The sequence below is a fragment of the Rhodococcus sp. NPDC077669 genome, from assembly GCF_040686915.1.
Lineage (GTDB): Bacteria > Actinomycetota > Actinomycetes > Mycobacteriales > Mycobacteriaceae > Rhodococcoides > Rhodococcoides fascians.
This window is the reverse complement of record NZ_JBFBMD010000007.1, coordinates 46,763-67,610: the sequence shown is the minus strand read 5'-3', so window position 1 is coordinate 67,610 and position 20,848 is coordinate 46,763. Positions and strand designations below refer to the sequence as shown.

21 protein-coding genes are annotated in these 20,848 nt (G+C 65.5%); 15 read left to right on the top strand and 6 right to left on the bottom strand.

Annotated elements, in window-relative coordinates; all coding sequences use genetic code 11:
- Positions 1 to 95 precede the first annotated feature (95 nt).
- On the top strand, positions 96 to 674 hold the full coding sequence (locus tag AB0P23_RS11150) for a sigma-70 family RNA polymerase sigma factor (protein ID WP_027496363.1): 579 nt from the start codon (positions 96 to 98) through the stop codon (positions 672 to 674).
- A complete protein-coding gene (locus AB0P23_RS11145; RefSeq protein ID WP_045841989.1) occupies positions 667 to 1,683 on the top strand; it encodes an anti-sigma-D factor RsdA in 1,017 nt (338 codons plus the stop codon). Before AB0P23_RS11150 ends, AB0P23_RS11145 begins: the two co-directional genes overlap by 8 nt.
- Positions 1,684 to 1,772: 89 nt before the next feature.
- On the opposite strand, the gene AB0P23_RS11140 is transcribed toward AB0P23_RS11145, so the two are convergent.
- The gene (locus tag AB0P23_RS11140) at positions 1,773 to 2,177 is read right to left on the bottom strand and encodes a DUF5319 domain-containing protein (RefSeq protein ID WP_027496364.1); all 405 of its coding nucleotides are present in this window, start codon (positions 2,175 to 2,177) and stop codon (positions 1,773 to 1,775) included.
- Positions 2,178 to 2,476: 299 nt separating this feature from the next.
- Here AB0P23_RS11140 and guaB point away from each other — a divergent pair, with 299 nt between their 5' ends.
- The 4 genes from guaB (at position 2,477) to guaA (ending at position 8,777) form a co-directional block, all read left to right on the top strand.
- A complete protein-coding gene (gene guaB / locus AB0P23_RS11135; RefSeq protein WP_032365609.1) occupies positions 2,477 to 4,000 on the top strand; it encodes an IMP dehydrogenase in 1,524 nt (507 codons plus the stop codon).
- A gap of 54 nt (positions 4,001 to 4,054) precedes the next feature.
- Positions 4,055 to 5,194 carry a GuaB3 family IMP dehydrogenase-related protein gene (locus AB0P23_RS11130; RefSeq protein WP_027496367.1) on the top strand — a complete coding sequence of 380 codons (1,140 nt, stop codon included), beginning with the start codon at positions 4,055 to 4,057 and terminating at the stop codon, positions 5,192 to 5,194.
- A gap of 188 nt (positions 5,195 to 5,382) precedes the next feature.
- Complete coding sequence (locus AB0P23_RS11125) at positions 5,383 to 7,137, top strand: GMC family oxidoreductase (protein ID WP_032400130.1); 1,755 nt, start codon at positions 5,383 to 5,385, stop codon at positions 7,135 to 7,137.
- Positions 7,138 to 7,187: 50 nt separating this feature from the next.
- Positions 7,188 to 8,777: a glutamine-hydrolyzing GMP synthase gene (guaA, locus tag AB0P23_RS11120; RefSeq protein WP_363797602.1), complete on the top strand. Its 1,590-nt coding sequence runs from the start codon at positions 7,188 to 7,190 to the stop codon at positions 8,775 to 8,777.
- A 5-nt stretch (positions 8,778 to 8,782) separates the two neighbouring features.
- Here the strand turns inward: guaA and AB0P23_RS11115 are convergent, their stop codons facing one another.
- Together AB0P23_RS11115 and AB0P23_RS11110 are read right to left on the bottom strand one after the other, a co-directional pair.
- Positions 8,783 to 9,040: a hypothetical protein gene (locus AB0P23_RS11115; RefSeq protein ID WP_032374666.1), complete on the bottom strand. Its 258-nt coding sequence runs from the start codon at positions 9,038 to 9,040 to the stop codon at positions 8,783 to 8,785.
- Positions 9,037 to 10,428, bottom strand: coding sequence for a PspC domain-containing protein (locus AB0P23_RS11110; protein WP_363797599.1), 1,392 nt, complete (start codon positions 10,426 to 10,428; stop codon positions 9,037 to 9,039). Before AB0P23_RS11110 ends, AB0P23_RS11115 begins: the two co-directional genes overlap by 4 nt.
- Before the next feature lie 278 nt (positions 10,429 to 10,706).
- Here AB0P23_RS11110 and AB0P23_RS11105 point away from each other — a divergent pair, with 278 nt between their 5' ends.
- The 3 genes from AB0P23_RS11105 to AB0P23_RS11095 are packed head-to-tail and all read left to right on the top strand — an operon-like array spanning position 10,707 to position 13,659.
- Positions 10,707 to 11,954, top strand: coding sequence for a PspC domain-containing protein (locus tag AB0P23_RS11105; protein WP_363797681.1), 1,248 nt, complete (start codon positions 10,707 to 10,709; stop codon positions 11,952 to 11,954).
- Positions 11,951 to 12,598, top strand: a complete 648-nt coding sequence (locus tag AB0P23_RS11100) for a response regulator transcription factor (RefSeq protein WP_283550068.1) — start codon at positions 11,951 to 11,953, stop codon at positions 12,596 to 12,598. The genes AB0P23_RS11105 and AB0P23_RS11100 overlap by 4 nt, the downstream gene beginning before the upstream one ends.
- Before the next feature lie 53 nt (positions 12,599 to 12,651).
- Positions 12,652 to 13,659, top strand: coding sequence for a MerR family transcriptional regulator (locus AB0P23_RS11095; RefSeq protein WP_363797598.1), 1,008 nt, complete (start codon positions 12,652 to 12,654; stop codon positions 13,657 to 13,659).
- Between the two features lie 23 nt (positions 13,660 to 13,682).
- Here the strand turns inward: AB0P23_RS11095 and AB0P23_RS11090 are convergent, their stop codons facing one another.
- The gene (locus AB0P23_RS11090) at positions 13,683 to 14,903 is read right to left on the bottom strand and encodes a serine/threonine-protein kinase (RefSeq protein WP_283550070.1); all 1,221 of its coding nucleotides are present in this window, start codon (positions 14,901 to 14,903) and stop codon (positions 13,683 to 13,685) included.
- A gap of 205 nt (positions 14,904 to 15,108) precedes the next feature.
- On the opposite strand from AB0P23_RS11090, the gene AB0P23_RS11085 reads away from it, so the two are divergent.
- The 4 genes from AB0P23_RS11085 to AB0P23_RS11070 are packed head-to-tail and all read left to right on the top strand — an operon-like array spanning position 15,109 to position 18,841.
- The gene (locus tag AB0P23_RS11085) at positions 15,109 to 15,972 is read left to right on the top strand and encodes a hypothetical protein (RefSeq protein WP_032387024.1); all 864 of its coding nucleotides are present in this window, start codon (positions 15,109 to 15,111) and stop codon (positions 15,970 to 15,972) included.
- Positions 15,969 to 17,543 (top strand): DNA polymerase Y family protein, encoded by a 1,575-nt coding sequence (locus AB0P23_RS11080; RefSeq protein ID WP_204846465.1) that lies wholly within the window; start codon positions 15,969 to 15,971, stop codon positions 17,541 to 17,543. Before AB0P23_RS11085 ends, AB0P23_RS11080 begins: the two co-directional genes overlap by 4 nt.
- Positions 17,544 to 17,569: 26 nt before the next feature.
- On the top strand, positions 17,570 to 18,322 hold the full coding sequence (locus AB0P23_RS11075) for an alpha/beta hydrolase (protein WP_167329919.1): 753 nt from the start codon (positions 17,570 to 17,572) through the stop codon (positions 18,320 to 18,322).
- A gap of 9 nt (positions 18,323 to 18,331) precedes the next feature.
- Positions 18,332 to 18,841: a hypothetical protein gene (locus AB0P23_RS11070; protein ID WP_283542205.1), complete on the top strand. Its 510-nt coding sequence runs from the start codon at positions 18,332 to 18,334 to the stop codon at positions 18,839 to 18,841.
- A 12-nt stretch (positions 18,842 to 18,853) separates the two neighbouring features.
- Here AB0P23_RS11070 and AB0P23_RS11065 read toward each other — a convergent pair whose 3' ends face one another.
- Together AB0P23_RS11065 and AB0P23_RS11060 are read right to left on the bottom strand one after the other, a co-directional pair.
- Complete coding sequence (locus AB0P23_RS11065) at positions 18,854 to 19,042, bottom strand: hypothetical protein (RefSeq protein WP_155288656.1); 189 nt, start codon at positions 19,040 to 19,042, stop codon at positions 18,854 to 18,856.
- A 26-nt stretch (positions 19,043 to 19,068) separates the two neighbouring features.
- Positions 19,069 to 20,028 carry a helix-turn-helix domain-containing protein gene (locus AB0P23_RS11060; RefSeq protein ID WP_363797595.1) on the bottom strand — a complete coding sequence of 320 codons (960 nt, stop codon included), beginning with the start codon at positions 20,026 to 20,028 and terminating at the stop codon, positions 19,069 to 19,071.
- Positions 20,029 to 20,083: 55 nt separating this feature from the next.
- Here AB0P23_RS11060 and AB0P23_RS11055 point away from each other — a divergent pair, with 55 nt between their 5' ends.
- Both AB0P23_RS11055 and AB0P23_RS11050 read left to right on the top strand, forming a co-directional pair.
- Positions 20,084 to 20,560: a class I SAM-dependent methyltransferase gene (locus tag AB0P23_RS11055; RefSeq protein WP_283542202.1), complete on the top strand. Its 477-nt coding sequence runs from the start codon at positions 20,084 to 20,086 to the stop codon at positions 20,558 to 20,560.
- On the top strand, positions 20,560 to 20,847 hold the full coding sequence (locus tag AB0P23_RS11050) for a hypothetical protein (protein ID WP_283542201.1): 288 nt from the start codon (positions 20,560 to 20,562) through the stop codon (positions 20,845 to 20,847). The genes AB0P23_RS11055 and AB0P23_RS11050 overlap by 1 nt, the downstream gene beginning before the upstream one ends.
- Position 20,848 lies beyond the last annotated feature (1 nt).

Genomic DNA, 20,848 nt, shown 5'->3' with positions numbered 1-20,848 from the left:
GGGCCGTCGGTATCGCTATCCTTGGTTCGTTCCACCACCACGTGGAAGCGCTCCCAGGCGGGTGCGTACCTGTAACGCGGGGAAATTTGTCGACGATGAACAGTGCGGGTGAGGAGTTGGACTCTTTCGTCGTTGCCGCAGCGCAAGGCGATCGACTGGCTCTGTCCCGGGTCTTGGAATTCATCCGACCACTCGTCGTCCGGTATTGCCGGGCTCGAGTCGGTTCGGCTGAGCGTGGTCAGCTTTCGGCCGACGACGTGGCGCAGGAGGTCTGTTTGGCAGTCATGACCGCCTTGCCGCGTTACCAGGATCAAGGTCGTCCGTTCATGGCATTCGTGTACGGCATCGCGGCGCACAAGGTCGCAGATGCTCATCGCAGTGCGTCGCGTAACAAATCGGACCCGGCCGCCGAAGTACCAGATGTCGTGTCGACAGAACACGGTCCGGAGCAGCGAGCTCTGGAATCCGAGTCGAGTCGTCAGATGACTGCACTACTGGACACCTTGCCCGCCAAGCACCGCGAGATTCTGGTGCTCCGACTCATCGTCGGATTGTCGGCCGAGGAGACGGCAGCTGCGGTCGGCAGCACTGCAGGCGCTATCCGCGTGGCTCAGCACCGAGCTATCGCAAAACTGAAGAACGAAGTTGTGAGAGCAGGTGAAATGTATGGCTAGGGACAATGGTCACGGTGGCACCGGTGAGACCCCGCGTCGCGGAATCTCGCGTATCGGAGAGCACGTGACACCCACTGGACCGAAGCAGAACGATCCCTATGCCGACATCGGCGCAGACGGTGGTCCCGTGGACCTCGTCGCCGTTCGTCGTGACGATGCCTTCATCGACGCGATCAGTGGTGACGGACCGATCGCAACCGATGATGCGGACGATTACCAACTCGCGCTCCTGCTCGCCAATTGGCGAGCGGACGTGATCACACCGTCCATGCCGGCCGGTCCTTCTCTCGACACCGTTGTCGCGGCCGTCGAGCGCGAGAAGATGGCTGCCGACATGGCGCGATCCAGCGCTGCGAACCGCGGGGGCCGGATGCGACTGTTGCGTCCTCTCGCCGGTGCCGCCGCCGCGATCGCGGTCGTGATGGGCGGTCTGGTGGTCATCTCGTACAACTCGACGCCCGAGGATCCGCTGTGGAGCGTCAAGTCGGTCGTGTTCTCCGAGCAGGCCGATTCGACTGTCGCGCAGATAGATACGACGTCGAAGCTGCAGGAGGCGGAGAACCTTCTGTCGTCCGGCGATGCCGACGCTGCCCGCGCTCTTCTCGACGGTGCATCGAACCGCAGTTCTGCGGTCATCGACGATGCTCAGCGAGCCGAACTCGACCAGTGGCTGGCCCGTTTGCTGCAGGAGTTGCAGGCCATGACGGTGCCGCCCGTGGTACCTCCGATGGGTGTGGCCCCGGCAGCCCCGTTGTCGGTGCCCAGCCAAGCAACTCTGGTTCCGACGGCTCCGGTGGAGACGGTTGCACCGGAATCCACCGCGGTTCCGAGCACGCCGAATCCGGAAACGACGACACCGGTCAGCCCGCCCGTCACCACGAGTCCGAGTCCGACGACCACCGACGTCACACCGACGGTGCTCGACAACCCGAATCAGCCGACGGCCACTGCCAGTGGCAGTTCGCCCGAGAACGGCGACCGCATGTCGGTTCCGTCCGGCGGAAGCTGAGCGACAGGCCCTGTTCGACGACGCAGACCGTGAACAACGAAGAAGCCCGACACGATGATCGTGTCGGGCTTCTTCGTTTGTCTGGGGTCTCAGCTCTCGAAACCGTCTCCGTGCAGAGCGTCGTTCATGGATGCATCGGCGAAACCACGGCAGTAATCCCACGTGACGTACGCGTCGGGCACCGGGTCGTAGGCCGGCTCGTGCGGGCGCACGGTGCCGTCGACGAGCAGCTGCAGCAGATTCGCACGCAGCATGTCCCAGTCGTGGTAGTGGTCCTGCTGGCAGTCCTCGCAGCACACGACGAGTCCACGGATACCGCGGTGGCCGAGGAGTGCCTCGTAGACAGCGAGGTCCGCCAAGTCTTCTTCTACGGCCAGCCGTTCTTGGGGATCGAGAGGCTGGCCGGGCTCGATTGCATCGAGGGCGGCCGACGGGTCGGCGGGGTCTCCGGCGAACGGATCCGGGGGTAGACCGGGAGGCAGTTGATCGCGCACGCCTCCACGGTACGCAGAACTGGTGGGTCTGCGCCAGCCGTTCGAGCGCGACATGCCGGACGATCCGTACCGCCGGACCCGTCGGGTCTTCGATTCGGTGCCTCCGAGCGTCCGCAGCGGGAGGCGTGCGCACTGATTGTGCCGCAGGCCGATACCATGGTTCCCGGCGCTGAACAGATGAGTGCAAGTGCCGAAACTCCATCCGTTCTCCAACACCGCACCGCGGTGCGCCTGCGAGCTCTCACCGGCCGCATGCCGCGCCCACGATGCAACCAGGCTCTAGGGAGGGCCAGATTCGTATGAGTAGTCCCGGAGCCCACGTCCGCACAGGCGGCGACGATCCCAACAAGGTCGCGATGCTCGGCCTCACGTTCGACGACGTCCTGCTGCTGCCGGCCGCTTCGGATCTGATCCCCAGCGCCGTGGACACGTCCAGTCAGATCACCCGCGAGATCAGGCTGCGAGTCCCGCTGGTCAGTTCTGCGATGGATACCGTCACCGAGGCGCGGATGGCCATTGCTATGGCACGTGCAGGCGGCATGGGTGTGCTGCACCGCAATCTCTCGCTGCACGATCAGGCGTCTCAGGTCGAGACCGTCAAGCGCTCGGAGGCCGGGATGGTCACCGACCCGGTCACCTGCAAGCCCACCGACTCGCTGGCCGAGGTCGACGCGATGTGTGCGCGCTTCCGTATCTCGGGGCTCCCGGTCACCGACGAGACCGGTGCGCTGGTCGGCATCATCACCAACCGCGACATGCGGTTCGAGGTGGATCAGAACCGTCGCGTCGCCGACGTCATGACGAAGGCACCGTTGATCACCGCGCAGGAGGGGGTCACCGCCGAAGCGGCCCTCGGCCTGCTGCGTCGCCACAAGATCGAGAAGCTACCGATCGTCGACGGCAAAGGCGCACTCACCGGCCTGATCACGGTGAAGGACTTCGTCAAGACCGAGCAGCACCCCGACGCCACCAAGGACCGTGACGGTCGTCTGCTGGTCGGAGCAGCAGTGGGCGTCGGGCAGGATGCCTGGGCCAGGTCGATGGCACTGACCGATGCCGGCGTCGACGTCATCATCGTCGACACCGCGCACGGCCACAATTCTCAGGTGCTCGAGATGGTCAGCAAGCTCAAAGCAGAGGTGGGCGAGCGCGTTCAGGTCGTCGGCGGAAACGTCGCCACCCGCGCGGGCGCACTCGCCCTCGTCGAGGCCGGTGCCGATGCGGTGAAGGTGGGCGTCGGACCCGGATCGATCTGCACCACCCGCGTGGTCGCCGGCGTCGGCGCTCCGCAGATCACCGCCATCCTCGAAGCCGTGGCCGCGTGCAAGCCGCACGGTGTGCCGGTCATCGCCGACGGCGGTATGCAGTTCTCCGGTGACATCGCCAAGGCACTCGCTGCAGGCGCGTCGACCGCGATGCTCGGATCGTTGCTGGCCGGCACCGCCGAGTCTCCGGGGGAGCTGATCCTGGTCGGTGGCAAGCAGTTCAAGAGCTACCGCGGCATGGGCTCGCTCGGTGCGATGCAGGGACGCGGGGGAGCGAAGTCGTTCTCGAAGGACCGCTACTTCCAGGACGACGTGCTGGCCGAGGACAAGCTGGTTCCCGAGGGGATCGAGGGACGCGTCCCGTACCGGGGTCCGTTGAACCAGGTCATCCACCAGCTCACCGGTGGGTTGCGCGCTGCCATGGGGTACACCGGGTCGACGTCCATCGAGCACCTGCAGCAGGCTCAGTTCGTGCAGATCACCGCGGCCGGTCTCAAGGAGAGCCACCCGCACGACATCACGATGACCGCTGAGGCTCCGAACTACACCACCCGATAGTCGTGTCGGCCCGTGTGGCCGATCGATTCGCTCTCGAAGTAGAAAGGTGCGCGCGTGCGCGACCTCGTTGAAATCGGCATGGGCAGAGAAGCCCGCCGCACCTACCAGCTGGACGACGTCGATATCGTGCCGTCTCGGCGCACCCGGTCGTCCAAGGAGGTGTCGACTGCCTGGCAGCTCGATGCCTACCGGTTCGACATCCCGGTGCTCGCCCATCCGACCGATGCGTTGGTCTCGCCTGCGTTCGCCATCGAGCTCGGTAAGCAAGGCGGGCTCGGGGTGATCAACGGCGAAGGGCTGTGGGCGCGGCACGCCGACGTGCAGGCCAAGCTCGATCAGTTGATCCACATCGCCGAGACCGATCTCGATCCCGACGCGCCGATCGCATTCCTGCAGGAACTGCACGCTGCGCCGTTGCAGCCCGATCTGTTGGCCGCCGCAGTGGGCCAGGTGCGTGATGCAGGCGTCACTGTCGCTGTACGAGTGAGCCCGCAGAACGCCCGTGCTCTGACGCCTGCGCTGATCGCATCGGGTCTGGATCTGCTGGTCATCCAGGGCACGATCATCTCCGCCGAGCACGTTGCGCACGGCGACGACGAGCCGCTCAACCTCAAGACGTTCATCGCAGAGCTCGACGTCCCCGTCATCGCCGGCGGCGTCAGCGATCACCGGACCGCGTTGCACCTGATGCGCACGGGTGCGGCCGGCGTCATCGTGGGCTACGGCTCCGTCGAAGGCGGCACCACCACCGGTGAAGTTCTCGGCATCGGTGTTCCGATGGCCACTGCGATCGCCGACGCGGCGGCCGCACGTCGGGACTACCTGGACGAAACCGGTGGACGCTACGTGCACGTCATCGCCGACGGTGACATCACCACGTCCGGCGCACTGGCGAAAGCCATCGCCTGCGGCGCAGATGCTGCGGTGCTCGGTGCGCCGTTGGCCGTGGCCGCCGAGGCTCCCGGTGGCGGCTGGTACTGGCCGTCCGCCGCGGCGCATCCGTCGATGCCGCGTGGCGCGTTGCTGCCGATGTCCGCGGGGGAGCGTCCGAGCCTCGATCAGGTGCTGCACGGACCGTCGCGTGAGTCGTACGGCTCGATCAATCTGGTGGGTGGGCTGCGTCGCTCGATGGCGAAGTCGGGCTACTCCGATCTGAAGGAATTTCAGAAGGTGGGCCTGAACGTTCGGGCCTGACAGAACCCCCATACGACAGGGCGCGCACTCGATCTCCGGGTGCGCGCCCTGTGTCGTTCGTCGGGCATGTCCCGGTAAGCCGACCCTCGGTTGGTGATACCTTCCGTAACAGCTAGAATCGCTTGTGGCGGTAGTCACACAGCGATGTGCATACTGTTCGACAGGTAACGGACGTAGCGGAGGTCACCATGGGTTCAGCTGGACGCGCAACGGATTACGACGTTCTCATCGTCGGTTCGGGCTTCGGTGGAAGCGTCACCGCGCTTCGGCTGGTGGAGAAGGGATACCGCGTCGGAATCCTGGAAGCCGGGCAGCGATTCGAGGACAAGGACTTCGCCAAGAACAGCTGGGATCTCAAGCGCTTCCTGTGGGCACCCAAGCTGGGTCTCTACGGCATCCAGCGGGTGCATCTGCTGCGCGACTGCCTGATCCTCGCCGGTGCAGGGGTCGGCGGCGGATCGCTGAACTACGCGAACACGCTGTACAAGCCGCAGGCACCGTTCTTCGAGGACAAGCAGTGGGCGCACATCACCGACTGGAGCAGTGAGCTCTCCCCGTTCTACGACCAGGCCACCCGCATGTTGGGTGTCGTGCGTAACCCGCACATGACCCCCGTCGACGAGGTGATGAAGTCGGTGGCCGAGGACATGGGCGTTGCCGACACGTTCATTCAGACCCCGGTGGGCGTGTTCTTCGGAGACGAACCCGGTAAGACCGTCCCGGACCCGTACTTCGGTGGTGCCGGCCCCGAGCGCACCGGATGTATCGAATGCGGCGAGTGCATGACCGGTTGCCGCCACGGAGCCAAGAACACCCTGCTGAAGAACTACCTCGGCCTGGCCGAGCGCGCAGGAGCCGAGATCGTGCCGATGACCACGGTCACCGGTCTCGTTCCCCGATCCGACGGCACCTGGGACGTCGACACCGAGCGCACCGGAGCGCGTCTGCGCAAGGGTCGCAAGACGTACAGCGCTGCCAATGTCGTGCTGGCAGCCGGCACGTGGGGCACGCAGAACCTCCTGCACAAGATGAAGGACACGGGCACGTTGCCGCGGTTGTCGGACACTCTCGGTGAGCTGACCCGCACCAACTCGGAGTCGATCGTCGGAGCCGCGAAGTTGGCGGTCGATCCGAACATGGATCTCACGCGCGGCGTCGCCATCACGTCCTCGTTCCACCCCAGCCCCAACACCCACATCGAACCGTGCCGCTACGGCAAGGGCTCCAACGCGATGGGCATGCTGCAGACCTTGATGACCGACGGCGGAGGAAGGATTCCGCGCTGGCTCAAGTTCGTCTTCGCGATGATCGCGCATCCGATCCAGTTCGTCCGTGTCGTCAACGTCCGGCACTGGAGCGAACGGACCATCATCGCGCTGGTGATGCAGAACCTCGACAACTCGATCACCACGTTCACCAAGCGGGGCCCGTTCGGCCGCAAGATCTCGAGCCGTCAGGGACACGGTCAGCCCAACCCGACGTGGATTCCCGAGGGCAACGACGCCACTCGGCGCATCGCGAAAAAGATCGGCGGCGTCGCAGGTGGGACGTGGGGCGAGCTGTTCAACATCCCGCTCACCGCACACTTCCTCGGTGGGTGCGCTATCGCCGAGGACGCCCAGCACGGCGTCATCGACCCGTACCACCGCGTCCACGGCTACCCGACTCTCAGCGTGGTCGACGGTGCGGCAGTCTCGGCCAACCTCGGAGTCAACCCGTCGCTGACCATCAGCGCGCAGGCCGAGCGGTCGGCGGCTCTGTGGCCGAACAAGGGCGAGTCGGACCTGCGTCCGGCGCAGGGCCAGCCCTACCAGCGCCTCGATCCGATCGCTCCGAACTCGCCCGTCGTGCCCGTCGACGCACCCGGCGGCCTGCGGCTGCCGATCGTGCAGATCAGGTCCGGTTCGGCGGCCATGCCCGTCGAACATTCGGGTGTCGCGTGAGCGATTCGGGTGCTGCGAGTACACCGAAGCCGTCCCACTAGACTGACCAGGTGACCGACTCCTCTGCACACGATCCCGCACACGCACGGCCGGTTCTGGTCGTCGATTTCGGAGCCCAGTACGCACAGCTGATCGCCCGCCGGGTGCGTGAGGCCAGCGTGTACTCCGAGGTCATCTCGCACACCGCGACCGCCGAGGAGATCGCCGCCAAGGATCCCGTTGCTCTGGTGCTGTCCGGAGGGCCGTCCAGCGTCTACGCCGAGGGTGCACCCGAACTCGACTCCGCCCTGCTCGAACTGGGCGTCCCGGTCTTCGGTATCTGCTACGGCTTCCAGGCCATGGCGCAGGCGCTCGGCGGAACCGTCGAGCACACCGGAACACGTGAGTACGGGCGTACTCAGCTCAGCGTCGACGGCGGCCGCCTGCACGACGGTCTGCCTTCCACCCAGCCGGTCTGGATGAGTCACGGTGACGCGGTCACCGCTGCTCCCGACGGCTTCACCGTCACCGCGACCAGTGCCGGTGCTCCGGTTGCTGCCTTCGAGAACGAAGAGAAGCGGATGGTGGGTGTGCAGTACCACCCCGAGGTACTCCACTCACCACACGGACAGCAGGTCCTGAGCCGATTCCTGCACGAGACCGCCGGAATCAAGCCGGACTGGACCGCCGCGAACATCGCCGACGCGCTGGTCGACGCCGTCCAGGAACAGGTCGGTCCGACGGGTAAGGCGATCTGCGGCCTGTCCGGTGGTGTCGATTCCGCGGTGGCCGCGGCGCTGGTGCAGCGTGCGATCGGTGATCGGCTCACCTGTGTCTTCGTCGACCACGGCTTGCTGCGCGCAGGCGAGCGGGAGCAGGTGCAGCAGGACTTCGTAGTCGCGACCGGTGCCAAGCTCGTCACCGTCGATGCCGTCGACACCTTCCTCGGCGCGCTCGAAGGGGTGTCGGACCCCGAGGAGAAGCGCAAGATCATCGGCCGCGAGTTCATTCGCAGTTTCGAGGGTGCCGTTGCCGAGGTGCTGGGCGAGAACGCCGAGCACGGTGATTCCGTCGAGTTCCTGGTGCAGGGCACCCTGTACCCGGACGTCGTGGAGTCCGGTGGCGGTTCGGGTACCGCGAACATCAAGAGCCATCACAACGTCGGCGGACTGCCCGACGACCTGCAGTTCGCGTTGGTCGAGCCGTTGCGGGCGCTGTTCAAGGACGAGGTGCGCGCCGTCGGACGCGAGCTGGGCCTGCCCGAGGACATCGTCGGCAGACAACCGTTCCCGGGACCGGGACTGGCCATTCGCATCGTCGGCGAGATCACCGCGGACCGACTGGCCACGTTGCGTCACGCGGATTCGATTGTCCGAGAAGAGCTTACGGTCGCGGGCCTGGATCAGCAGATCTGGCAGTGCCCGGTGGTGCTGTTGGCCGACGTGCGCAGCGTCGGCGTGCAGGGAGACGGTCGGACCTACGGCCACCCCATCGTGTTGCGTCCGGTGTCGAGCGAGGATGCGATGACCGCGGACTGGACCCGGTTGCCGTACGACGTGCTGGAAACGATTTCGACTCGGGTGACCAACGAGGTTCCGGAGGTCAACCGAGTCGTACTCGACGTCACGAGCAAGCCGCCGGGCACCATCGAGTGGGAGTAGCGGGTTCAGTGCTTTCTGCTGGGACCCAGCAGTAAGGCCGCGCCCACCACGACCGCAGCGATGACGAACACCCAGCGGAACTGAATCTCGGCCAGGGCGGTGACGGCGTCCTGGCCGATCAGCGCGGCGATCGCCACGATCAGCGCGGCGAGTCCGGCGAGGAACAACGGAGCCGATGGGCCCTGCCTGCTCGAACTCTGTGCCGCGGTGTCCGAAGAACTGTCTCCGTGGCCGTATTCGGTGTGAATCCCGTTGTCGCTCATTGCTGCACCACTTTCAGTTCTCCGAATGTCGCATCGCCTTCGATCGTCAAGACCGGCGCGTCGGGTCGTGCGTCCTTTCCGGCGCGGACGCCGGGATCACCGCACTCGGCCGAACCGAATTCGGCGTTGCATTTCGTCTCGATGCTCATCGTGCTCGGTACGGTCACCACGGCACTGCCGAACGTCACATCGATCGCCACAGTCTTGTTCTGGGTGAGTGTCAGGCCGGTGAGGTCGAGGTCCAGTTCACCGAAGCCGACGTCGTAGGCGGGGGCAAGTGCGGCGGCGGTGAGCGGGGCAACCCGTTGCGCGCCCGACACACTGTCGTCCAGATTCACCGGCCCGACAACCGATGCCAGGATGACGAACCCGGCCAGCGGCGCGCCGACGACCAACAGGCCGTAGCCCTTTCGGAGAAATGCGCCCAGGATCAGACCCACTGCGATGATCGACAACGCGACGGCACCGACGCGGCCCGGAGTGATCCAGTCGGAACCTGTCAGAGCTCCGAGTCCGGTGGTGACGGCAGCGCCGAGCAATGCTAGGCCGAGAAAGCTTGCCGTCCAACGCGATCGACGCTTACGTTCGATCGGTGCCGGTGGGAAGGTGCCGGCCGGTTCGGGGAGGTCCCACGCAAACGGTGCCACTCCCAATGGGTCCCACGACGGAGGTGTCACGGCCTGGGGTGTGGTCGGAACGGCAGTGGCAGAAGTACTTTCGGCACGTGTGCTCTTGGTGAGGTCGACGGTCGGTGCAGTACCGGATTCCGATACCGGCTGTGTTGTCTGCGATGTCGGCTCGTAGCTCTTGGGCAGCGTCGTGTACGGGGTGTACTGCTCGTACTGGAACTGCGGCGGCCGGTATTGCGCGGCGGACCACTGCGCCGCGGAGGTGGTGGACGAGCCGAAGGGCATCGGTGCGTACTGCTGCCGGGTGAATTCCGCTGTTCGCAGGTACGGCGGCGGCTCGGGGCAGCGCTGGTGAAGCAACCACAGTCCGCCGAGCATCGCCGCGAGAGAGATCACGCCGGATCCGCCGAGTCCCACACCGGCCGGACCGAGTGTCGACAGTGCGATCACCAACACGACCGCCACGACGACGGTCTTGGTCGTCGAATCGGAGCTGTGCCCGCGGCCCACCATGGATTCGACCCCCGAGGCGGAGTCGCCGGCGCGGCTGAGGACCAGCCACGCCGCCAGGTACAGCACGATTCCGGTGCCGCCGAAGAGGGTGGACACGACGAATGCGACCCGGATCAGTACGGGGTCGACGTCGTATCGGTAGCCGATACCGGCTGCTACACCCGCCACGTGTCCGCGTTGCGGCAAGCGGTGCGGACGGGTGCGCCACATCTGCTGTAGCTGATCCGAGACGGTCACGTTGTTCATGACAACCATCGTGTCGGCTCGAACCTCGGAACACATCAGGGATTCCCCTGATCTCGTACCCCGGAACTCCGCCCGGGTCTGTTGCAAGGGCGAAAGATCAGGGCGAACCCTGATGCGGTACTGCCCCCGGCCGTGCCAGGATCGTGGGCGTGCACCCTGTCGACAATCCAGCCGTTGACGCCGCCGTCGGCGCGTCCGCCGCGCCCGGTGCTGCGCCGTCGACCCGTCCGCTCCCGCCGCACCCTGTCGTTGCGTCGGGTTCGGCTTCTCGTGCAGCGTTGGAACGGTCGGCCCCCGCACCGTATCGGCGCCGCGGCGGCGGTCGTATCGTCGGCGGCGTCGCGGGCGGACTCGCCGATCATCTGGGTGTCGACGTGTTCAAGATCCGGGTGGCGTTCGCGTTGCTCGCGGCGTCAGCCGGTGCAGGGATCGTTGCGTACGGCCTGATTTGGATGTTCACCCCGGTCGGTGACGACACGGCACGCCCGAGCGCTACCGAGCGGCAACGAGCATTGGGACTGGCCGCCATCGGCCTCGGACTCGCCGTCGGGCTGGCCTGGTTGCTCAGTGGTACTGCGGCATCGGTTGTCGTGCCGGTCGTCGTGGTCGTCGTCGGTGCTGCCCTGGTGTGGCGAGAATTCGATGCCGAGGGGCCGCGGACGGCGCTGGGGCTGCCCAAGCAACCGACCGTGCTCAGCTGGGCTCGTGTCGTCGGCGGCGCGACGTTGATCGTCCTGGGCCTGGCCGTGGTGGTGTTGGCCCGCGTCGATCTCGCGTCGCTTCGGTCGTCCCTGTTGGCGGTGGTGGTCACCCTCGTCGGAGTCGGTCTGTTGACGGTGCCGATCTGGTTGCGGACCTGGCGTGCGCTCGGGGCCGAGCGATCGGCGCGTATCCGAAACGACGAGCGTGAAGAGATTGCGTCGCATCTGCACGATTCGGTGCTGCAGACGCTGGCGCTCATTCAGAAGCAGGCGGATCGGCCGCAGGAGGTCATGCGGCTGGCGCGTGGGCAGGAGCGAGAACTGCGCAAGTGGTTGTTCGACGGCGGCGACACAGACAATTCGAGCTTGGCCGATGCGCTCAAGACCATCTCCGGCGAGGTCGAGGATCAACACGGCGTGACGGTCCGTCCCATCACGGTCGGGGACGTGCATCTGTTGCCGGACGACGTCGAATCGGGGCTGTCGCGCGAGAGCTTCACCGCGCTGCTGGGGGCCACTCGTGAAGCTCTGGTCAACGCGGCCAAACATTCCGGTGAGACCAAAATCGATCTGTTCGCCGAAACCGAACCCGAGCAGGTCAGTGTCTTCGTCCGCGACCGCGGTACGGGCTTCGACGAGTCTGCGGTGCCCGAGGACCGACAGGGACTGGCCAAGTCCATCCGTGGACGAATCGAACGCCGCGGCGGTTCCGTACAGGTGCGGTCCACAGTCGGTAAGGGAACCGAAGTACGAATCTTCATGCCTCGCAACTGCGGGGCAGTGACCACCGAATCCGAATCCAATCATCAGGAGCAGCCGACGTGACCGACCCTTTCCGCGTTTTTCTGGTCGACGACCACGCGGTGTTTCGCTCGGGAGTACGCGCCGAACTGGGCCGTGAGGCGGATATCGACGTCGTCGGGGAAGCAGGCGGAGTCGCCGAGGCGGTGGCGGGGATCGATTCCACCAAGCCCGACGTGGTGCTGCTGGACGTGCACATGCCCGACGGTGGTGGAGTGGCCGTGCTCAACCGAATCGCCGAGGGTCCGGTGTGCTTGGCGCTCAGCGTGTCCGACGCAGCGGAGGACGTCATCGCCGTCATCCGGGCCGGCGCGAGGGGGTATGTCACCAAGACCATCTCCGGCTCGGAACTGGCCGATTCCGTCCGACGCGTAGCCGGGGGAGACGCGGTGTTCAGCCCGCGTCTGGCCGGCTTCGTCCTCGACTCGTTCACCGGCCGCAGCGCAGCTCCCGAGCCGCCGTTGGATTCGGAATTGGATTCTTTGACGCCCCGTGAACTCGAAGTGCTGAGGTTGCTGGCGCGCGGCTACACGTATCGGGAGATCGCCGAGGATCTGTTCATCTCCGTCAAAACCGTCGAAACGCACGCGTCCAATGTTCTTCGGAAGACCCAGCAATCGAACAGGAATGCACTGACGCGGTGGGCGCACAAGCGTCGAATCGACTAGGCCGTCTGCGTTGGGCTTGACCTTCGACCGACGCGAAGCTTCAGGATTTCGGCATGACTGATTCGGACGAAGAATTCCTGACCATCGGTGTGTTCGCGCGCGAGAGCGGGCTGACCCCCAGCGCGCTGCGGTTCTACGACGACTGCGGGTTGCTGGCCCCGGAGTCCATCGATGCACAATCGGGCTATCGCTACTACACCCGCGCACAATCGCAGCGGGCGAACATCATTCGCCAGCTGCGCGAGATCGGGCTGCCACTCGACAAGGTTGCCGCTGCCCTCGACGGCGATGGAACTGCCGCCATCGAAATCGTGGATCGACACGTCGAAGCTCTGGCTGCACAGGCGCGGGCGGCAGCCGAGGCAGCAGTGTCGATTCGCCGGTTGTTCGACGAAAAATACTGCACGGCAACGGTATCCGCCGAGGACTTGGCCTCGGCGATGGCGCAGGTCTCGTCGGCGGCCGGGGTGAGCGAAGAATTTCCGGTACTGCAGGGCGTACTGATCGAGGTGGACGGAAGCAGTGTCACCCTCACCGCGACGGATCGGTATCGATTGTCCACGCGCAGTTTCATCGCGCAGTGCTCGCCCGGATTACCGTGGTCGCGAATCGTGGCCGTCGGATCCCTCGAGGCCGTCCCCGCCTCGGGCACCCTCGTGCTGACGCGAACCGACGAGTCGATGGTGATCGACTCCGACGGTTCTCGGGTGGCGGTGAACACGGTCGACGGTGAATTCCCCGACTGGCGCACGATGATGGACGGTCTGGCTCCGACTGTGACGAGGGTTGTGCTGCAACGAGATTTCATTCCCGTTGATGGCGGTACCCTGCGCATCGAGGCCGGGCACGACGGTTTCTCGATCGATGGTGTTCCGGTTCCTGCACGGGTGACCGGTTCACAGAGTGTGGTGTTCTTCGATGCGGCCGTTCTGCAGGCCGCCGTCGCCTCGGCCGTCGGACCGGATCTGATGCTCGATATCGCTGCACCGGATCAACCGATGCTGGTGCGTTCCGCGGTCGACGGCGCTCTGACGACGTTGGTGATGCCGGTTCTCGGCTGAACGGACGGACTGCGCGGGAGTTGTTACAGCAACAGGACGACGGCCAGGATCAGAAGAATCACGACCACGACGAGTCCGGCGAGGATGGCCGTCGCCGGGATGGACGTCCGGTCGCCGATAACGTCCTCGATGCGCATGAGTGCGTCCTGGACCGGGTTCTTTCTCTTCTTCGGCAGGTCGAACGGCGGCGGTGAGTACGAGGAGGGAGTCGGATCCGTTCGGCTCTCTCCCGGTTGCACGGCGGGCAGACCGGCGATGGTGCGTCCGAATTCTCGGGACGGTCGACGAGATTCCGAGACGGGAGTCGACCGTCTCGCCCAGGCGGGGACGACGCCGTCCGCTGAGGTCAGAGGTACTCCGCGCAACTGAGAGATGGTGCCGCGCTTGCTTATTGCGGCAAGAATGATCTCGTCGCGGGCCTGCGCCATGGTGGGGCGTCGAGCTGGATCGGGCTCGAGCATGTGCAGTAGTGGGCCGGTGAGGTCTCCGCTGCGAGTGGGAGAGATGATCTGCCCCTTGGCAACTCGGTGCAGGAGCGCAATCGAATCGTGATCGATGCCGAAGGGCGGCGCACCTTCCATTGCGGTGTACAACGTGGCACCGAGGGAGAACACATCGCTGGCCGCAGTGGGGTCCTGGCCGCGGGCGACCTCGGGGGCGAAGTATGCGGGGGTGCCGGTGATGACGCTGTCGTCGGCTTCCTCCACGTCACCCTTGGCTCGAGAGATGCCGAAATCGCTGATCTTGACGATGCCCAGATCCTTGCCGCGGTCGGCGATCAGAATGTTGCCCGGCTTGATGTCGCGATGCACGATTCCGGCGTCGTGTGCTTCGGTCAGGGCGTCGGCGATCTGCGCACCGATCTGAGCGACCTCGAACGGTGGTAGTGAGTCGGTGGCGCCGAGCGCCTGCGCGAGGCTGCGTGAGGACAGGTATTCCATGATCAACCACGGCTCGCCGTCGACGAGAGCGACGTCGTGCATCGCGATGGCGTGGGGGCTCGACAGGCGGGCCGCGATCCGTCCTTCGCGCATGGCCCGGTTGCGCACGTCCTTTGCCTGTTCCGGGGTCAATCGGGTGGTGGAGGTGACCTGTTTGACGGCCACCTGCCGGTGCAGAAGGGTGTCGGTGGCGAGCCAGACCGCGCCCATGCCGCCACCGCCGAGCTTGCCGGCGAGACGGTATCTGCCGGCGAGGAGGTAGTCGGGCCCGACTCCCCGTCGAACACGCTGCTGATCGGTCACGTCCACAGGTTAGTGGACGATGCCGCGGTGTGCCCGCAGCAGCGGTACTACCGCCTCTACCAGGGGCTACGGCATCGCCTTGACGAGTTGCCGTCCGAACGGCTTTACTGGGTGCAGATCGAAATTGTGTTCGAATACGTCACTTCCCGCGTCCGTCGAACACCGGTGTTTCGGCTCGATTTTTCATGCAGTGAAGGGGAGTGACATGTCTGTTTCCGAGGCTGCAGCACAGGCTTCCGTACCGCCGGATGCGCTCGACGGGTTGTCGCTTCCCGAGCGGGTGGCGCTGCTGCGCAGTCGGATGGCTGCCGTACCGTCTCGCGGTGAAACGGCCTCGGTGCGGATCGAGAATTCTGCTCCCGTTCGTCCCCGCCCTACCGACCCCGATTCCGACCCCGAATCCGACGTCGTCGACAGCTCGGAACAGGTGTCGGTACCGACCCGTAGGCGGCCTGTTCTTCCGGTGCCGTCGGCGCTGATGGAGGTTCTTCCGCACGGTGGTCTGGTGCGCGGAACGGTGGCCTCGGTGTCCGGTGCCGGTTCGTTGTTGATCGGGTTGGTGGCCGCGGTGACCGGTGCCGGTGGCCATGTCGCCGTCATAGGTCAGCCCCGCTTCGGGCTGCTGGCTGCGGTGGAGATGGGCGCGCAACTGAGCAAGTTGGCTCTGATTCCCGATCCCGGCCCCGACCCGGTGGAAGTGGCGGCGATCCTGCTCGACGGCGTCGATCTCGTCGTCCTCGGTCTCGGTGGCCTGTCGGTACCACCGACTCGGGCCAGGGCCGTGGTCGCGCGCGCCCGCAGTAAAGGGTCGACGTTGGTGGTGACCGACGGGCACTGGGACGGAGCCGAGCTACGACTCGACGCGTCGGTGCACGGCTACGACGGCCTCGGCACAGGCCGTGAGCTGGGGCGTGGCCGGCTGCGCGGGGTTCGATTGTCGGTGTGCGCGCGGGGTAAAGCGATGCGTCCTCGTACGGTTCGATTCGACTTGCGTGCGGAGAACGGCCGCATCGAATGGCATGCCGAACAGCAGGAGTCGAATCCGTTGTCGATCGCGGTCTCGACATGAGTACCGGCCAGTCCAACCGTGTTCTGGCGCTGTGGTGTCCCGACTGGCCTGCCGTCGCCGCAGCAGCTCAGGCCGATCTACCGGCGACGCATCCGGTGGTCGTCACGTCGGCCAACCGGGTCGTCGCCTGCTCGGCCACGGCACGGGCGTCGGGCATCAAGCGTGGCCTACGTCGCCGGGAGGCGCAGGCGCGGTGCCCCGACGTGCATGTGGCCGTTGCCGATACCGATCGTGATGCACGCCTGTTCGAGCCCGTGGTCTCGGCTGTCGCGGCCATTGCCCCCGGCGTCGAAGTGCTGCGGCCGGGCCTGTTGGTTCTTGCAGCGCGTGGTGTCGGACGGTACTTCGGTACCGAGCATCGCGCCGCGGAGCGGTTGATCGACGAAGCGTCGGCTGCCGGTGTCGAATGTCAGATCGGGATTGCCGACGAGTTGTCCACCGCAGTCGTCGCCGCGCGGTACGCACAGGTGGTGCCGCGCGGCGGTGGTGCCGGGTTTCTTTCGCCGTTACCGATCGCCGAACTCTCGGCGGAGCCCAGTATGGCCGCGGCCGATCGTGGTGAACTCGTGGATCTGTTGCACCGCTTGGGTTTACGCAGAATCGGGGACTTCGCTGCCCTGTCTCCGTCGGATGTGGCATCGCGATTCGGTACCGATGCCGTACTGGCGCATCGCAGTGCCCGCGGTGAGCCCGAAAGGCCGCCGTCTGCCCGTGCTCTGCCTCCCGACCTGGATGTGGAGTATCTGTGCGATCCGCCGATCGATCGGGTGGATGCAGCCGCGTTCGCCGGGCGCGCATTGGCCGAACAGCTACACACCAAGCTCGCCGCGGCTGCTGTTGCGTGCACTCGGTTGCTGGTGCACGCCAGTACCGGCAACGGTGAGAATCTGTCGCGAATCTGGCGGTGCGCCGAGCCGTTGACGCCGGAGGGCACGGCCGATCGCGTGCGGTGGCAACTCGACGGCTGGATCACCGGACGCAGCGAGAACAAGCCGACGTCGGCGATCACCGTCCTGCGCCTCGAGCCGATCGAAGTGGTGGCAGCAGGGGAGTTGCAGCTGGGTTTGTGGGGCAGTGTCGGTGACGAGGACGACAGGGCGCGTCGGGCGTTGGTACGCGTTCAGGGTCTGCTCGGTGGCGAATCGGTGTTCGGGGGTGTTCTCAGCGGTGGACGCGGGCCGGCCGAGCGGATCACGTTGCGTCCACTGGGAGACGAGCTGGTGCCGCTGTCCGATCCATCGGCCCCGTGGCCGGGCCGACTACCCGAGCCGGCACCGGCAGCGGTGATCGAGACACGCCCGGCAGTGACGCTGATGAATCGAGCGGGTTCGGGAATCGGCGTCACCGACCGCGGTGTGTTCGATGCGCCGCCCAAGAGATTGCGGTGGGGGACCAAGGAATGGGAGTTGACGGGCCTGGCCGGGCCGTGGCCCGTCGACGAACGGTGGTGGGACAGCGGGCAAGGATCGACGGGGCCGACGGCGCGGGCACAGGTGGTACTCGACGACGAGAGGGCGTTGCTGCTGGTGTTCGACGACGGTCTGTGGCGGGTGGAAGGAATCTACGAGTAGGAACCGCTACCGTCGGGGAAATGCAGATGATGTCCGAGACGGTCGACCTCGATGGCGTCGACATCGCGTATCGCTCGTTCGCGCCGCAGGAACACACGAGTGCGGCGCCGGTGATGCTGGTGCACGGCATGGGCGGAGACAGCGGAACCTGGGATCGCTTCGCTCGGGCTCTGACCGCGCACGGTCGCCGGGTGATCACCGTCGACCTCCGAGGGCACGGCAAGAGTGCCCACACGCCCACGTACGAGTTCGACATGTTCGGCGGTGATCTCCTCGCCCTGATCGATCACCTCGGGCTCACCGAAGTCGATCTCGTCGGGCATTCACTCGGTGGATACGCGGTCTCGCTCGTGGCGCAGCGTCGTCCGTCTCTCGTTCGCCGTCTGGTTCTCGAAGAACTTCCGATACCGATCAGGCCGGGGGACGCCCCGCCGACCCTGACCGGTCGGATGCCGTCGGTCACCGAACTCTGGCATGCGGCGACCAGCGTTGTTCTGCATCCCCGTGCGGTACTCGCGTTCGATCGATCGATGACCGCCACTGCTCTCGAGCAGTTCCGTCGGCCGAACCCGCGGTGGTGGGAGTCGTTGGCCGACATCACTGCTCCGACGTTGGTACTTCGTGGAGGTCCGGGCGGCATGGTCGATCCGGTTCGGCTCGACGCGATGGTGGCGAGCATTCCGAACTGTCGAGTGGAGGCATTCAGGACCGGACACAGCATCCACCGCGATGGCTACTCAGCCTTCGAAGCGGTAGTTCGTCCATTTCTGGCGCAGTAATCTGCTCTCATGTCGCTGACTGTGCTGGATCGGAAGCTACTGGGATGGTCGGCGTTGTTCGTCGTCTCCCAGGCCAATATCGCCCGGTTGCTCGGGCCCGCGGCACCGAAAGTGCTTGCCGTGCAGACGGCCTGGTCCGAACAGCGGTACCGGCAGATTCTGGCGAGCATGGACGAGACGGAAATCGCCCGCTTCCGCAGTCATTATCTGCCCGACTTCGTCCACCCGGCCATCTATGCCATCGCACTGCGTGCGGGTGCGAGGAGTTTGGCTGCGAAGACTTCGCTGAGCCCTGCAGTAACGGCGGCATTGGCCGTCGCTCCGGTGGCCTCCGCTGCCGGTGACTACATCGAAAACGTCGTCGGGCTGATACTGGTGGACAACCGAGAACAGATCTCCGACACCGTTGTCCGCGCCACCACCGTGGTCAGCACCGTCAAATGGATACTGGCCATCGGCTCATTGACATACCTGAGTCAGGGATTTCTGCGAGTGTGGGCAAGAGCTCTGTTGCGCTGAGGAAAAACCAGGCTAGAAAACGAAGGGCACCAATCGTTTCGAGCGTGCCATGTAGTCGGCGTACGCGTCTCCCAATCCCTCGAGCATGGCCTTCTCCTCCGATGGGATTCTGCGTACGTATCCTCCGGCCAGAAATGCCACCATGGCGGGGGAACCGCCCACTCCATGGTCGAGTGTTGCTATGTCAGCGCGGTGAATCACCGACTGACAGCGTGAAGGTGGGCGGTCTATCGACTCCGCCCGAGCAACTCTTCCCCCAGCGATGTGCGTACGTACAACACCGATCGTCCCTGTCTGACGCGTCGCACCACCGCTGCTTCGCGCAGAACGCGAAGATGCTGGCTCGCTGCGCTGGGTGAGACGGCCAGTGCCGCAGCGAGTTCCCCGGTGGTGGTGGGCGCATCGAGCAGCGTGAGAATCGTTGCACGTTGGGTGCCGAGAAGATTGGTCAGCGCCCGGTTCGGAGCTGTCCGCCCCATGTCCCACACTGCGCCTCGCCCGCGGGCCGGATACACCAGGGAGGGAGCTCGCGTCGGGCTCGTCTGCGTGATCGCGCCGTGCACGAACACCGACGGAATGAGAGGAGGTCCACGTCCGTCGACGTCGACCCACACCTGGTCCTCTAGCCTGTCGACCCACAGCACGCCATCGTCCCATCGGACACGAGAATCGAGATGCTCGAACATCTTTCGTGCCCCGAAGTGCGAAAGCTGTTGCGCGCGGTAGTCCAGATCGCCATCCAAAACTGCTCGGATCCTGGACCAGTCGGGTTCGAGGCACGTTGCCCAGTAGTACGAGAGCGCATGGACTGCACGGGTACGCACCGCTCGGGCCGGACCGACGAGGACCGCAGGAATGTCAGCGGAGAAAGCGGCCGCGATATCGCGTCGCATCTCGGTTGCCGGTGTTGCCCCGACAACAGCGATCTCGTCGTCGAAAGCCGGCGACTGAGTGGGCGGTCGGGGTGCGAGGAAATCCGGGATTCTCCCATCGGGAGAGACCAGCGCCGTCAGCATCTCGGTGTCACACTGCTGCCATGCCGATCGGACGCGTCGTCGCCAGGGCTCGTGCAGTGGGTGCCGGTTCGGAGCGGTCCATGTGCGCAGGCTCAGGACCGTCTCGAACAGAGGCGAGACGGTCAGTGACGTGTCCGCCAAGTCGGCGGCCCGAAGATGCATAGCCAACATGTAGCCCCACACTAAATGGTGGACGCCCTCGGTGTGGCTCGCTGTACTCGTTCACATGCCTATCGACTTTCGTGATCCGCGCAACAACAACACCTACTCGAACCGTGAGGCCGACTCCTCTTGGATCGACGCCGTCGTCCGTATCGTCGATCCGGTCGGAGCGCACGTGGTCGATCTCGGGTGCGGCGGCGGAACCTATGCGCGGGCCTGGCGTTCGATGGGGGCGCGTGTGGCGGCGATCGATTCGAGTCCGCCGATACTCGAATCGGCCCGACGCTCGTCGCCCGAAGATATCGAATTCGTCTGCGCTGGTGCCGAGCACACCGGCTTGCCCGACGGACAAGCCGACATCGTGTTCGCTCGCGCCCTCGTTCACCATCTGCCCGACGCCTACACAGTGGCGCTCGAGTCTGCTCGGCTTCTACGACCGGGTGGGACGGTGATCATCCAGGACCGCACGGCCGAGGACGCCGGGCTGTCCGGCTCTGCAACCAACCCGCGCGGCTATTTTTCGACGCCTTTCCACGGCTGATGGACATCGAACTTCGACGACGGCATGGCGTCGACGATGTCCGTGACGCGTTGTCCCGAGCTGGATTCGTCGATGTCGCTACGCAGCAATTCTGGGAAACCCGTCGCCGCTACTCCGGCCTTGACGAATACCTCGACGAAATCGCGGGCAGAACAGGCCGCTCGATCCTGCACGAACTCTCCGACGTCGAACTTACGGAGTTGGTCGAGCATCTGAGGGCTCGCCTGGCCGAAGGTGAGTTGATCGAACGCGATCGCTGGACCCTGTGGACTGCCGTGGCCCCCTGAC

What these genes read in the sequence shown, in the direction of transcription:
- AB0P23_RS11085 (WP_032387024.1), top strand. Translation starts at nt 15,109, where the DNA reads ATGTCTGTTTCCGAGGCTGCAGCACAGGCTTCCGTACCGCCGGATGCG.
- AB0P23_RS11050 (WP_283542201.1), top strand. Translation starts at nt 20,560, where the DNA reads ATGGACATCGAACTTCGACGACGGCATGGCGTCGACGATGTCCGTGAC.
- AB0P23_RS11115 (WP_032374666.1), bottom strand. Translation starts at nt 9,040, where the DNA reads ATGAGCGACAACGGGATTCACACCGAATACGGCCACGGAGACAGTTCT.
- AB0P23_RS11080 (WP_204846465.1), top strand. Translation starts at nt 15,969, where the DNA reads ATGAGTACCGGCCAGTCCAACCGTGTTCTGGCGCTGTGGTGTCCCGAC.
- AB0P23_RS11110 (WP_363797599.1), bottom strand. Translation starts at nt 10,428, where the DNA reads ATGAACAACGTGACCGTCTCGGATCAGCTACAGCAGATGTGGCGCACC.
- AB0P23_RS11095 (WP_363797598.1), top strand. Translation starts at nt 12,652, where the DNA reads ATGACTGATTCGGACGAAGAATTCCTGACCATCGGTGTGTTCGCGCGC.
- guaB (WP_032365609.1), top strand. Translation starts at nt 2,477, where the DNA reads ATGAGTAGTCCCGGAGCCCACGTCCGCACAGGCGGCGACGATCCCAAC.
- AB0P23_RS11075 (WP_167329919.1), top strand. Translation starts at nt 17,570, where the DNA reads ATGATGTCCGAGACGGTCGACCTCGATGGCGTCGACATCGCGTATCGC.
- AB0P23_RS11145 (WP_045841989.1), top strand. Translation starts at nt 667, where the DNA reads ATGGCTAGGGACAATGGTCACGGTGGCACCGGTGAGACCCCGCGTCGC.
- AB0P23_RS11060 (WP_363797595.1), bottom strand. Translation starts at nt 20,028, where the DNA reads ATGTTGGCTATGCATCTTCGGGCCGCCGACTTGGCGGACACGTCACTG.
- AB0P23_RS11125 (WP_032400130.1), top strand. Translation starts at nt 5,383, where the DNA reads ATGGGTTCAGCTGGACGCGCAACGGATTACGACGTTCTCATCGTCGGT.
- AB0P23_RS11055 (WP_283542202.1), top strand. Translation starts at nt 20,084, where the DNA reads ATGCCTATCGACTTTCGTGATCCGCGCAACAACAACACCTACTCGAAC.
- AB0P23_RS11070 (WP_283542205.1), top strand. Translation starts at nt 18,332, where the DNA reads ATGTCGCTGACTGTGCTGGATCGGAAGCTACTGGGATGGTCGGCGTTG.
- AB0P23_RS11150 (WP_027496363.1), top strand. Translation starts at nt 96, where the DNA reads ATGAACAGTGCGGGTGAGGAGTTGGACTCTTTCGTCGTTGCCGCAGCG.